Genomic DNA, 12,868 nt, shown 5'->3' on the forward strand with positions numbered 1-12,868 from the left:
TCATTAGAACCACAATAAAAATGGATTTTTTTTTGTCAATTCGTGAGCTAGATCAAAGTTTATATACAATCGATTATTGTTTTAATATCAGAAAGGATTATCGACGATATAGATTATCGCCGATAAAAAAAGAAATTAAATTGAAGGGTTTTTTTAGTTGGCTTCTTTCCAAAGAATCAGATTTTTATCATCTAGTTCCGATGTATCAAATCCGACCATAGCTGGTAACTCTTCATGATCAAATGCCAAATCACCACCATTAACATCAATATCACCTTTCTTAATACCTTTGAAATCATATAAATTGGTATCACATAAATGAGAAAGGGTAATATTCTGCGTGGCTCTGAACATAGTTTCTATACGACCAGGAAACTTCTTATCCCAATCATTTAACATCTCTTTGATCACTTGACGTTGTAGATTAGGTTGTGAACCACAAAGATTACATGGAATGATAGGGAATTGCTTAATTTCAGCATATTTTGCAATATCCTTTTCTTTGCAGTACGCAAGCGGTCGAATAATAATATGTTCACCTGAATCATTCATTAATTTTGGAGGCATCGCTTTAAGTTTTCCGCCATAAAACATATTTAAAAATAATGTTTCCAAAATATCATCACGATGATGCCCAAGCGCAATTTTTGTCGCGCCGAGCTCAGTTGCTGTGCGATATAAAATACCTCGTCGAAGCCTAGAACAGAGTGAACACGTGGTCTTGCCTTCAGGGATCTTTTCTTTAACAATACCATAGGTATTTTCTTGAACAATTTTATACTCAATACCTAAAGATTCGAGGTACTCAGGTAAAACATGTTCAGGAAATCCTGGCTGCTTTTGATCTAAATTGACTGCAACTAATTCAAATTGCACTGGTGCACTGATTTTTAAATTAATTAAAATGTCTAGCAATGTATAACTATCTTTACCGCCAGATAGACAGACCATTATACGATCGCCTTCTTCAATCATATTGAAATCAGCGATTGCTTCGCCTGTTAGGCGACGCAATCGTTTATGTAATTTATTTTGATTGTATGTATTCATCACGATTTAATAGATTATTCCGCTCGGCTCATATATCGGCGTTCAGCAATATGAATTTTAACTTTTTCGTGGTTATCAATATATTCAGGTACTTGAATAACAAGGCCAGTAGACAATGTTGCAGGTTTAGTACGTGCGCTTGCCGAAGCACCTTTTATACTTGGCGAGGTTTCAATAATTTCAAGTTCAACTGTTTGTGGTAATTCTAGAGCGACAACTTCATTTTCAGCCATCAAAACTTGAATTCCATCCATACCGCCTTCTGGGATAAAAAGAAGTTCTTCTTCAATTTGATCTTTCTTAAAAATAAACGGAGTATAGTCTTCATTATCCATGAATACATATTCATCCCCATCAATATAAGAAAAGCTTACAGGACGTCGAAATAGTTCGATAGTGTCTAAAACATCATCACCCTTAAAACGTTCTTCAACTTTACCTCCAGATTTAACATCGGTAAAACGCATTTTATAAAGTGTACTTGCACCACGAGCACTAGGGCTTTGTACATCAATTTCTTTTACAAGTAACAACTTACCGTTATAGGTGACAGCATCACCACGTTTAATTTCATTAGCTTTAGCCATAATAGATTCTTCATATTAAATAGAGTTAAAAATTAGCTCGCTATTTTACCCTTAACTTGCTATTGTCACCAATAAAATTTATAAAACAATCTAATCTCATGACTGAATCATTCCAATGTCGAAGAAACTGTGGGGCATGTTGTATTGCACCGTCGATCTCATCTGCTATGCCTGGTATGCCTAAGGGAAAACCAGCAGGTGTTGCATGTATCCATTTGGATGAAAATTTATTATGCAAATTATTTGGCCAATCAACCAGACCCCAAGTTTGTAGTCACCTAAGACCATGTTATGAAATGTGTGGAACAAATCGTAACCAGGCATTAGATTATTTAACTCAATTAGAACAGCTTACTAGCAACTAAGTATTGCTAATATTTAACATATCGGCTGTATTATTAGAATTATTTATCTCGCACATAAATTTTTTTGATACACTTCACGCACTTTAATTAGCTAATGATAAATATTTAAATAAATTAGCTTAAATCAGTTACTAAGCTACATCATATTAAGTGTAGTTAAAATAATTAGTAAGTTTAATTAACAAGAAGAAAATTGATATGACGAAAAAATTAAAGCGTGATTTGAAAGCTCGCCATTTAGCAATGATCGCTATTGGTGGTTCAATTGGTACTGGGCTATTTGTCGCTTCTGGTGCAACAGTTGCACAAGCAGGTCCAGGAGGCGCATTAGTATCTTATGCTATTATCGGCATAATGGTTTATTTTTTAATGACTAGCCTTGGAGAGCTAGCTGCTTATCTTCCCGTTTCGGGAACCTTTGCAACTTATGGAGCACGTTATGTAGATGAAGCATTTGGTTTTGCCATTGGTTGGAACTATTGGTATAACTGGGCAATTACTGTTGCTGTTGACTTAGTTGCGGCACAATTAGTTATTTCCTATTGGTTTGATGCTGGTGCCTATAGTTGGTTATGGAGTTTATTGTTCCTAAGCATTATCTTCGGCTTAAACTACATTTCTGTAAAAGGGTTTGGTGAAGCAGAATTTTGGTTTTCATTAATCAAAGTGGTTACTGTTATTTTATTTATTGTTGTTGGCTTATTGATGATAATTGGCATTTTAAAAGGTGCTGAAAATGCTGGTTGGCAAAATTGGAAAATAGAGGGTGCACCATTTGTCGGCGGATTCTCATCAATGATCGGTGTGGCGATGGTTGTTGGATTCTCATTCCAAGGTACTGAGCTAATTGGTATTGCGGCGGGAGAATCTAAAGATCCAGAAAAAAATATACCAAAAGCAATGAAACAAGTTTTTTGGCGAATACTGCTATTTTATATCTTTGCCATCTTAGTAATTAGTTTAATTATTCCATACACTGATCCTAACTTACTTCGTAATGATGAAACAGATATCAGCGTTAGTCCATTTACCTTAGTTTTCCAACATGCAGGATTATTATCCGCAGCAGCTATCATGAATGCGGTAATTTTAACATCGGTTCTTTCTGCTGGTAACTCTGGCTTATATGCTTCAACACGTATGTTATATGCATTAGCAAAAGAAGGTAAAGCGCCTAAGATTTTCAGTCGATTATCTTCAACAGGTGTGCCTGATATGGCGTTATTCGCAACTACATTAGTGGCTATGCTCTGTTTCTTAACGTCATTATACAAAGATCAAGAGGTCTATTTATGGCTACTAAATATGTCAGGTATGACAGGATTTATTGCATGGCTTGGTATTGCAATTAGCCACTATCGTTTTAGAATAGGTTACCTCACACAAGGACGAGATCTCAATAAATTACCTTACCGATCAAGTTGTTTCCCATTTGGTCCTATTTTTGCTTTTGTGCTTTGTTTGATTATTACACTCGGTCAAAATTATGAAGCATTTTTACAAGATACCATTGATTGGAATGGCGTTATTGCAACTTATATAGGTATCCCATTATTTCTTTCAATTTATTTTGGTTATAAGATTGTTAAAAAGACAAAATGGATAAAATACGATCAGATGGATTTTTCTCAAATGGACTAAACAAGTCACATCTAGATTAGATTGCACTTCCGTCGACATCTGTCGACGGAATTGTATTAAGAAAGAGAAAATAACCAATAAACTGGTTAATAATACAAAAACAACAAGTGCGATAACGATATTAGCGACTACGGAATATGATACGTGCTTTTGAAAGATCGTAAGGTGTCATTTCAACAGTTACTTTATCGCCAGTAAGAATACGAATATAGTTCTTTCTCATCTTTCCAGAAATATGTGCAGTAACAACATGACCGTTTTCAAGTTCAACTCGGAACATCGTATTCGGAAGAGTATCAAGAATAGTACCTTGCATTTCAATGTTATCTTCTTTTGCCATTGGGGCCTCTTAAAATTAAATACATATTAAATATACTCAAATCAATATTCCGATTTTCTTTATGTTTAATTAGAAAAGCGAATTTATCAACTGAATCACCAATTTTTGGTGTGTGCAAATTCATTGAATATGAGTATAGACACAGAACAGCTATAATCAGATTATCTAAATATAGCGGCAAAATAATGCCGAAAAAACTCACAGATGTAAAGTCATTTCTAACATTTCTTTGAATTATAAATTCCATATTCATGTATGTAGTGCCAAACTTTGCTCGGTAACAACTTTTCACAGCATTGTTGATTATCGATATTTAGTCTTATTTCTGTCGCTGAAATCGATTCAAGTGGTGTATTAGCAAAATAGATATAACCATTTGGATAATGATGTAACGCTTGGCTATCTTTTGTTTGATGTTGATTAATCCATGCTTGCAAATTGCTATCATCGGTGGTTTGGGGATAACCTGGCCTTTTACAAATAAGCAAATGACAATAATCGAGCAACTTTTGCCACTCTTTCCAAGTGGGTAAATTAAGCAAAGAGTCTTGCCCTATAATAAAAGCCAAGCCTGATAGGGTACCATTTTGCTCACGCCATGCCCTAAGCGTATCAACAGTAAAAGAGGGTTGATTGATTAGCTGTGGTTCTAATTCTCGTGTATCGATGGAAAAAAGCGAATAATCAGATATAGCTAATTTTAACATAGCTAAACGTTGTTCTGTTGTGGCTTCTGGCTGTGGTTTATGAGCAGGAATTCGATTTGGCAATAAACTAATATTATTCAATCCAACCTCTTTGGCTAAGGCTAGAGCAGGGCGCAAATGCCCATAATGGATTGGATCAAAGGTGCCACCAAAGAGTGCCGTTAACAATTATCTAATCCCATAAACTGCATAGTTAAATTCAACAGAGCATCCCAAATAGGTAAATCATTATTATGTTTTAAGCTAATCTCGATTTCAGTTAAAGTGGCCAATAGAGCAAATAGATGCTTGATATCGAATCGACTTAAATAATCACTATACATCTTTCTTTTATTTTGCCAAATTCGATATTCGTCAAAAACTTGGCGCGGGGATTTTTCTGCTAAAGCCAATTTTAAATTGATCAACAAAATCAACTCACGTTGAATAATACGCAATAATATCAATGGCTCGAAATCATTCATTTTAAGCTGGTGTAACACATGCATTGCCCGCTTAGATTTATTGTAAACCATTGCATCAACCCAATGATAAGGCGAGAATATTGCTGAATCATTAATATTTGATTCTACTTGCTCATAATTAATAGTCTGATTAGGGTAAAGTAACTTTAATTGCTCAATAATTTGCGTTAAAGCCAACAAATTACCTTCATAATAATAACTAAGCAATTCAATTCCAGGTTGCTCAATTGTCATTTGCATTTGTTGCAAATAGGTTTTTATCCATGATGGTAATTGTGCTACTTCTGGCGTTGAACAATTCACAACCACTAAATTATCAGACAAGGCCTTATACCATGCTGAATTTTCTTGAGTCTTGGTAATCTTAACTAAGCTGATTATCAACCCGATATCAGGGGTTAACATTTCACATAACGTATTTAATTTTGTAGCAACTGAAACATTAAGCACACCTTCACCAATTTCTAAACAGAGCAAGGTTTTATTAGAAAACAAATTCATTGCCTGACAACTGTCATACATTGCCGGCCAATCAGTTTGAGCGTTTATCGTGAAAGAAAGTTGCTCGTCATATCCAGCTTGTTTAAAAGCTTTACGTAACTCAGTTTGCGCATAATGTTGCAAGTAAGGATCACTACCTAAAATCAAATAATAGGGTGATCCTAACTGATGGATGATTTTTTCTGCACTAATTTTTTTCATCGTTAATTAGGTGTATCAACCGATTTTAATTTACGGATGATCTGTTTTGCAGCCTGCTTATACATTTCGTCTTCAATTAGATTTTGCTCGACTGTTTTCGCAAGAGCTGCGGCTGGATTATCAAAGAACGTACGGAAAACACGAACATTAATTGGATGAATTTGTTCACCCGCGATTACTACTTGAGCTTGAATCGTTAGTACTAATTGATATTCTGCTGCTTTACCATCTTGATAAATGGATATGGTGCTTTTACTCAATGAATCACCCACTATTCTGAGTGATGGGTAATTGGCCGGATCATTAATATTAGCCAAAGTTACTTTATTATCGCGTAGCAACTCTTTAATATTTCTCGATAAACGACCATAAGGATCACCACTAACATATGAAAGCGTTTTAAATCGAGCAGGGACTTCAGTTTCATACTGCAAATGAAATCCACATCCCGTTAGCGATATCGCCAATAACATCAGTAAAGCTAAATATTTTTTCATTGGTATTACCACCTATATCCAAGTTATCCAACAATATTAACTTACAACCAGATTCAATAATTTACCTGGTACATAAATCACTTTGCGAATTGTGGCATCAGCTAAGTATTTTTCAATATTTGGCTCTTGTTTAGCTTGCTCTACAACATAATCTTGCTGAGCATCAGCAGGTACAGTGAATTTACCACGCACTTTACCATTGATTTGCACAACAATTAATTTTTCGTCTTCAACCATAGCTGACTCATCAGCAACTGGCCATGAAGCATTATCAATTGTTTCACTATGACCTAATGCTTGCCACATAACAAAACAAGCGTGTGGCATCATAGGATAAAGTAACCGAACTACTGCATTTAAAGACTCATCCATCAATGCGCGATCTTGATCAGTGTCTTGTGGTGCTTTTTGTAAGCGATTCATAAACTCCATCACCGCAGCAATAGCTGTATTGAAAGTTTGACGACGACCAATATCATCACTCACTTTAGCAATTGTTTTATGTAATTCACGACGTAAAGCTTTCTGATCAGCATTCAATTTAGCGATATCGAGCGCAGCAGTTTTACCAAGTTGAGAATGCTCGAAAACTAAACGCCAAACACGTTTAATAAATCGATTAGCGCCCTCAACACCGGATTCTTGCCATTCAAGCGTCATATCAGCTGGGGATGCGAACATCATAAATAAACGAACAGTATCAGCTCCGTATTTTTCTACCATCTCTTGTGGATCAATACCGTTGTTTTTCGATTTTGACATCTTAGTCATACCAGCATGAACAAGTTCATTGCCTTTACTATCTATTGCTTTAGCAATACGGCCTTTATCATCACGTTCAATGGTCACCTCGGTTGGTGAAACCCAAATACGCTCGTTAGTTGGGCTGGTATAATAAAAAGCATCAGCTAAAACCATACCTTGGCAAAGTAAACGTTTAGCAGGCTCATCTGATTTAACCAAACCGAAATCACGCATCAATTTATGGAAGAATCGGAAATAAAGTAAATGCATAATCGCATGTTCGATACCACCAACATACTGATCAACAGGTAACCAATAATTAGCTGCGTTTTCATCTAACATACCTTTGTCATAATGCGGGCAAGTATAGCGAGCATAATACCAAGATGACTCCATAAAGGTATCAAAAGTATCTGTTTCTCGAAGGGCTGGTTGACCATTAACAGTTGTTTTTGCCCACTCGGGATCGGCTTTAATAGGACTGGTTATCCCATTCATTTCAACATTTTCAGGTAAAATGACGGGAAGTTGATCTTCAGGTGTTGGGATCGTTGTACCATCTTCAAGCGTCACCATTGGAATCGGCGCTCCCCAATAACGTTGGCGAGAAACACCCCAATCGCGTAAACGGTAATTCACTTTACGGTTACCAATACCTAACGCAATAAGTTTATCGGCGATAGCATTGAAAGCTTGATCAAAATCAAGACCATCAAACTCACCTGAATTAAATAATTTACCGTGCTCAGTATAAGCTTGCTCAGAAAGGTCAGGAGCTTGCCCATCTTGATTTAAGATAACTGGTTTAATTGGTAAATTATATTTTGATGCAAATTCATAATCGCGTTCATCGTGACCCGGTACAGCCATCACAGCACCAGTACCATATTCAATTAATACAAAATTAGCGATCCAAACTGGAACCTTATTACCGGTTAATGGATGGATGGCAAAAAATCCAGTCGCCATACCTTTCTTTTCCATTGTAGCCATATCAGCTTCAGCGGTTTTCGTGGTTTTACATTCAGCAATAAACTCAGCAATTTTAGGATTGTTTTGCGCAGCTAATTGAGCAAGAGGATGCTCAGCCGCCACAGATACAAAACTCACACCCATTAACGTATCAGGGCGAGTAGTATAAACGCGTAACTTATCGCTATAATTTTCAACAGCAAAGTCAAATTCCACCCCTTCAGAACGACCAATCCAGTTACGTTGCATGGTCTTAACTTGTTCAGGCCAACTCTCAAGAGTATCTAAATCATTCAATAACTCATCGGCATAATCAGTGATTTTAATAAACCATTGTGGAATCTCTTTACGCTCAACCGGAGTATTACAACGCCAACAACAACCTTCAACTACTTGCTCATTAGCTAGAACAGTTTGATCGTTAGGGCACCAGTTAACAGCTGAAGTCTTTTTATAAACTAAACCTTTCTCAAATAATTTAGTAAAAAACCATTGCTCCCATTTGTAATACTCAGGACGACAAGTAGTAACCTCACGGTCCCAATCATAACCAAAACCAAGTAATTGCAACTGCTTCTTCATATAAGCAATATTTTCATAAGTCCATTTAGCTGGTGCAGTATTATTTTTAACGGCTGCGCCTTCTGCTGGCAAACCAAATGCATCCCAACCGATTGGCTGTAAAACATTCTTGCCGTTTAAGCGTTGATAACGTGAGATCGTATCACCGATTGTATAATTACGGACATGACCAAGATGCAAACGACCTGAAGGATAAGGAAGCATTGACAAACAGTAATACTTCTCTTTAGATGGATCTTCAGTAACGTGGAAAGTTTTCTCTTCTTGCCAATGTTTTTGTACTTTGGCTTCAATTTCATCTGGGCGATATTGTTCTTGCATGACGAATTAATGTCCTATCTATTATTGCTAATAAAAAATAATTTGCTAATTGTATTGGTTATTGGCACGTTTTACAAACGATATATGAAACAAGGAGGATGATTTGATACCAATATTTATATGAATTAAAATCAATAAACTTAACAAAATAAAAAGAAATAAATCTTTGCTTCTCAATATATTAAAAAAACTTAAGATATATTTCTAAAAAATATAAGGAATAGCTTATGGAAAATCGTACATTTGAATTTCGTTGTTTCACTCGTCGCTCATTTATTGTTTTACTGATATCAGTTATTAGCTTTGCTTTATTTGTCACAGGTTGTCTCATTTTTTTATTTACCTCTGATGCTGTCATGCCTTTGATCCCCAAACAATATTTTATGGTGATTTTTTTTGGTGGAATCATTGTGTTGAGCTTACTTTCTGGCATTTTGTTTGCTATGAGTATTGTGAGTTTATTCCGTAAAAAAATGACGTTTAATGTCAATTCATATTCGATTAATATTGATGACCATAAAAAATTGAATCAAATGTTTCAATTTTCAGCATTACAAAAAGTAATAATGATTAAACTCGAAAAACCTATTTGGGTTAATCAAACACTTATACTGGAATTTGACAATGAGCGTATTAAGATGCTGACAGTAAAGGGAATAATTCCACTGTTATCCAAAAAAGATATCGGGCAATTTTACGAATTTATACAATATCTTCATGAACAAGTTCTCAAGCCAGATTTTACATTATTTTCGGTGGATAAAACCTTATCATCTAAAATAGATGAATTAATAGCCCCACTCGTATTACATGTTGAAGTAGTACCAGAATATCGTTACCTTTATATCAGAAAGTAGCTAATGCGCATATATTGTTTATAAATTAGTGATAAAACAATGGCTATTGAATGGTTAAATAGCCATCAACTGTTTTGATAAACGTTAGCTGTCTTTTAATTGGTCAATATATTAACCACCATTAAACACACTTAAGATGCGAGAAAGAATGATTTTTCTCTTCAACCGGTATATTTTCGATATTGGCTTAAATAAATTTATCGACTTTTTGGGCTTCAATCTCATCTAGGCGATATTGTTCTTACGTGATGAATATATGTCCTATCTATTATTGCTCATAAAAAATAATTTGCTAACTTTATTGGCACGTTTTACAAACGATATATGAAACAAGGAGGAGGATTTGATACCAATATTTATATGAATTAAAATCAATAAAGTTATAAATAAAAAAATAAATCTTTGCTTCTCAATATATTTAAAAAACTTAAGATATATTTCTAAAAAAATATCAGGAATATTTTATGGAAAATCGTACATTTGAATTTCGTTGTTTTACTCGGCGCTCATTTATAAGTTTAATGATACTCATTTTTTGCTTTGGTGTTTTAGTCTTTGGTTGTCTCTTGTATTTATTTGCATTATTCTTTAGTGAGATGATTCCCAACCAATACTTTGAAATCATTTTTATTGTTGGACTCCTTGTTCCGGAATTATTTTCTGTCTTTCTGTTTGCTATATGTATTGCTCGCTTGTTCCGTAAAAAAATGACGATTGATGTCAATTCATATTCGATTAATATTGATGACCATAAAAAATTGAATCAAACGTTTCAATGGTCAGCATTACAAACAGTAATGATGTTTAAAAGTACCGTAGTGCTATATCACACGATTATTTTGGAGTTTGACAATAAGCTTATTAATATGATGGTGGCAAAAACTATCTATTTGTCCAAAAAAGATATTGATCAATTTCTTCAATTTATACAATATGTCGATGAACAAATTATAAAACCAGATTTTACATTATCCTCATCGGATACAACGTTATCAACTAAACTTACCCAAGAACTAACAAAAGCATTAACAAATAAAAATTATGATCATGGAGAATACCGTTATTTATATGTTAGAAAGTAACTCATGGGCATTTATCGTTTATAAATTAATGATAAAAAAATGGCTATTTAAATGTTTAAATAGCCATTATTTTTTAGAACTGAACTAAATTAACCACCATTAAATACACTTAAGAAGCGAGAAAAGTAAGACTTTTTCTCTTCAACTGGCATATTTTCAAGATTAGCTTGTATAAGTTTATCGACTTTTTGGCTTTCGTCAGTCAAACCTAATTCATTATAAGCATTACTTAATAACGATAATGCTGTTTTTGTTGAATCAGTATCTGGAAATAACGCTAACATTTGAATGACTCGATTAACCACGGCAACATAAGCGCCACGGTTAGTATAATATTGAGCCACTTTTAACTCATAGCGAGCGATACGGTTCTTTAAATATACTAAACGTTTTTTTGCATCAGCGGCATAACTGCTCGTTGGAAAACTAGAAACCAAATAAGTAAAATCTTTAAATGCTGCCATCGCAAATTCAGGATCACGATCTGAACGATCAACATTAAACCAACCCTGAATAGTATTATCATTTTGCGCCATATTGTTAATACCGCGCATATAAATCACCCAATCGATATTCGGATGGGTTGGATTTAATTTTAAAAAGCGGTCAATTGACGCAATGGCCATAGGATAATCCGCATTTTTATAATAAGCATAAATCAAATCGAGTTGGACTTGTTGTGAATAAGGTCCAAAAGGATAATTTTTATCAATCGTTTCTAAAACAGTAATACTCGATTTTAAATTCCCACCTTCAAGCTCAGTTTTGGCTTTATTGTGTAACTCAATTTCTGATACATTTTCGACATCAGGCTTTGTACTCGTACAACCAATTAGCGCGCTACTTAAAGCGATGGCTAACAAAGTATTTAAACGAAGTTTCATTCAGTTTTAATCCAAAATATAATTAAACATTAAAGGCAATGATTAGTATATAATACTCTAAATCATAACAGCTTAAAATAGATAAATTACACATGCACAAGTTAAAACTTTCATCAGAAATAGAGCCAACACAACTTGGAATGCGTCTGGATCAAGCTTTATCGGAGCTTTTCCCTGATTACTCAAGATCTAGAATTAAAGAATGGATCGTCAATAATCACGTGTTAGTTAATAATAATATTGTAAATAAACCCAAAGAAAAAGTTCTCGGTGGAGAAAAAATTACTATAGACGTTGAAATCGAAGAAGAAACATATCACCAACCTGAAAATATCGAACTCAATATTGTTTATGAAGATGATGATATCTTGGTTATCAACAAACCTCGAGATCTTGTTGTTCACCCCGGCGCAGGTAATCCAAATGGTACAGTGCTAAACGCATTACTTTATCACTATCCAGATATTTCAAGAGTACCAAGAGCGGGTATTGTCCATCGCTTAGATAAAGACACAACTGGGCTAATGGTCGTTGCTAAAACCATCGAGGCACAAACCCACCTAGTTGAATCGCTACAACATCGTGAAATCACACGTGAATATGAAGCGGTAGCGATGGGAATCATTACAGCAGGTGGCACAATCGATCAACCGATCACTCGCCATCCTACTAAGCGAACGCATATGGCCGTATTCCCGACAGGAAAGCCAGCGGTAACCCATTATCGAGTCATGGAAAAATATCGACTTCATACTCGACTACGGCTAAGGCTAGAAACTGGCCGAACTCACCAAATTCGTGTACATATGGCTCATATCGCGCACCCACTTGTTGGTGATCCACTTTATGGCGGACGACCAAGACCGCCAAAAGGCGCGAGTGAATCCTTTATCCAAACGCTACGCGATTTTGATCGTCAAGCTTTACATGCAACAATGCTACGTTTATATCATCCAATTACAGGTGAACTAATGGAATGGAATGCGCCAATACCGGATGATATGTTAACATTAATTCATGCGTTACAAGAAGATACAGAACTTCATAAAGATGAACTTGATTGGTAAATAAAA

The 12,868-nt window shown here is 35.0% G+C and carries 12 protein-coding genes and 1 pseudogene; 5 read left to right on the top strand and 8 right to left on the bottom strand.

Annotation, left to right across the window (positions count from 1 at the left end):
- Positions 1-153: 153 nt before the first annotated feature.
- Together ttcA and yeiP are read right to left on the bottom strand one after the other, a co-directional pair.
- On the bottom strand, positions 154-1,050 hold the full coding sequence (gene ttcA, locus J3U27_RS07520) for a tRNA 2-thiocytidine(32) synthetase TtcA (protein ID WP_267331651.1): 897 nt from the start codon (positions 1,048-1,050) through the stop codon (positions 154-156).
- A 14-nt stretch (positions 1,051-1,064) separates the two neighbouring features.
- Positions 1,065-1,637 (bottom strand): elongation factor P-like protein YeiP, encoded by a 573-nt coding sequence (yeiP, locus tag J3U27_RS07525; RefSeq protein WP_065562605.1) that lies wholly within the window; start codon positions 1,635-1,637, stop codon positions 1,065-1,067.
- A 98-nt stretch (positions 1,638-1,735) separates the two neighbouring features.
- Here yeiP and J3U27_RS07530 point away from each other — a divergent pair, with 98 nt between their 5' ends.
- Together J3U27_RS07530 and J3U27_RS07535 are read left to right on the top strand one after the other, a co-directional pair.
- Positions 1,736-2,002, top strand: coding sequence for a YkgJ family cysteine cluster protein (locus J3U27_RS07530; RefSeq protein WP_065562604.1), 267 nt, complete (start codon positions 1,736-1,738; stop codon positions 2,000-2,002).
- Between the two features lie 177 nt (positions 2,003-2,179).
- Positions 2,180-3,643 carry an amino acid permease gene (locus J3U27_RS07535; protein WP_267330679.1) on the top strand — a complete coding sequence of 488 codons (1,464 nt, stop codon included), beginning with the start codon at positions 2,180-2,182 and terminating at the stop codon, positions 3,641-3,643.
- Positions 3,644-3,764: 121 nt separating this feature from the next.
- Here J3U27_RS07535 and infA read toward each other — a convergent pair whose 3' ends face one another.
- The 5 genes from infA to leuS all read right to left on the bottom strand — a co-directional run bounded on the left by infA (position 3,765) and on the right by leuS (position 8,972).
- Positions 3,765-3,983 carry a translation initiation factor IF-1 gene (gene infA / locus J3U27_RS07540; RefSeq protein ID WP_025315083.1) on the bottom strand — a complete coding sequence of 73 codons (219 nt, stop codon included), beginning with the start codon at positions 3,981-3,983 and terminating at the stop codon, positions 3,765-3,767.
- A 218-nt stretch (positions 3,984-4,201) separates the two neighbouring features.
- On the bottom strand, positions 4,202-4,858 hold the full coding sequence (nadD, locus tag J3U27_RS07545; RefSeq protein ID WP_267377175.1) for a nicotinate-nucleotide adenylyltransferase: 657 nt from the start codon (positions 4,856-4,858) through the stop codon (positions 4,202-4,204).
- Complete coding sequence (holA, locus tag J3U27_RS07550) at positions 4,852-5,856, bottom strand: DNA polymerase III subunit delta (RefSeq protein WP_267331648.1); 1,005 nt, start codon at positions 5,854-5,856, stop codon at positions 4,852-4,854. Before holA ends, nadD begins: the two co-directional genes overlap by 7 nt.
- Before the next feature lie 2 nt (positions 5,857-5,858).
- Positions 5,859-6,353 carry an LPS assembly lipoprotein LptE gene (gene lptE / locus J3U27_RS07555; protein WP_065562599.1) on the bottom strand — a complete coding sequence of 165 codons (495 nt, stop codon included), beginning with the start codon at positions 6,351-6,353 and terminating at the stop codon, positions 5,859-5,861.
- A 36-nt stretch (positions 6,354-6,389) separates the two neighbouring features.
- Positions 6,390-8,972, bottom strand: a complete 2,583-nt coding sequence (gene leuS / locus J3U27_RS07560) for a leucine--tRNA ligase (RefSeq protein WP_267377176.1) — start codon at positions 8,970-8,972, stop codon at positions 6,390-6,392.
- Between the two features lie 227 nt (positions 8,973-9,199).
- On the opposite strand from leuS, the gene J3U27_RS07565 reads away from it, so the two are divergent.
- Both J3U27_RS07565 and J3U27_RS07570 read left to right on the top strand, forming a co-directional pair.
- On the top strand, positions 9,200-9,829 hold the full coding sequence (locus tag J3U27_RS07565; protein WP_065733879.1) for a hypothetical protein: 630 nt from the start codon (positions 9,200-9,202) through the stop codon (positions 9,827-9,829).
- Positions 9,830-10,293: 464 nt separating this feature from the next.
- Positions 10,294-10,911, top strand: a complete 618-nt coding sequence (locus J3U27_RS07570; RefSeq protein ID WP_267377177.1) for a hypothetical protein — start codon at positions 10,294-10,296, stop codon at positions 10,909-10,911.
- A gap of 161 nt (positions 10,912-11,072) precedes the next feature.
- Here J3U27_RS07570 and bamD read toward each other — a convergent pair.
- Positions 11,073-11,795 (bottom strand): annotated as a pseudogene (gene bamD / locus J3U27_RS07575) (outer membrane protein assembly factor BamD); the annotation flags it as partial.
- A gap of 92 nt (positions 11,796-11,887) precedes the next feature.
- On the opposite strand from bamD, the gene rluD reads away from it, so the two are divergent.
- A complete protein-coding gene (gene rluD, locus J3U27_RS07580) occupies positions 11,888-12,862 on the top strand; it encodes a 23S rRNA pseudouridine(1911/1915/1917) synthase RluD (RefSeq protein ID WP_267377178.1) in 975 nt (324 codons plus the stop codon).
- The last annotated feature ends 6 nt before the right edge of the window (positions 12,863-12,868 follow it).

Origin of the sequence: Gilliamella sp. B2911 (assembly GCF_026536965.1) — a bacterium.
GTDB classification, from domain to species: Bacteria; Pseudomonadota; Gammaproteobacteria; order Enterobacterales; family Orbaceae; genus Gilliamella; species Gilliamella apicola_E.

Coding starts and splice junctions, on each gene's coding strand:
- ttcA (WP_267331651.1), bottom strand. CDS start 1,050: ATGAATACATACAATCAAAATAAATTACATAAACGATTGCGTCGCCTA.
- yeiP (WP_065562605.1), bottom strand. CDS start 1,637: ATGGCTAAAGCTAATGAAATTAAACGTGGTGATGCTGTCACCTATAAC.
- J3U27_RS07530 (WP_065562604.1), top strand. CDS start 1,736: ATGACTGAATCATTCCAATGTCGAAGAAACTGTGGGGCATGTTGTATT.
- infA (WP_025315083.1), bottom strand. CDS start 3,983: ATGGCAAAAGAAGATAACATTGAAATGCAAGGTACTATTCTTGATACT.
- holA (WP_267331648.1), bottom strand. CDS start 5,856: ATGAAAAAAATTAGTGCAGAAAAAATCATCCATCAGTTAGGATCACCC.
- lptE (WP_065562599.1), bottom strand. CDS start 6,353: ATGAAAAAATATTTAGCTTTACTGATGTTATTGGCGATATCGCTAACG.
- leuS (WP_267377176.1), bottom strand. CDS start 8,972: ATGCAAGAACAATATCGCCCAGATGAAATTGAAGCCAAAGTACAAAAA.
- J3U27_RS07565 (WP_065733879.1), top strand. CDS start 9,200: ATGGAAAATCGTACATTTGAATTTCGTTGTTTCACTCGTCGCTCATTT.
- J3U27_RS07570 (WP_267377177.1), top strand. CDS start 10,294: ATGGAAAATCGTACATTTGAATTTCGTTGTTTTACTCGGCGCTCATTT.
- rluD (WP_267377178.1), top strand. CDS start 11,888: ATGCACAAGTTAAAACTTTCATCAGAAATAGAGCCAACACAACTTGGA.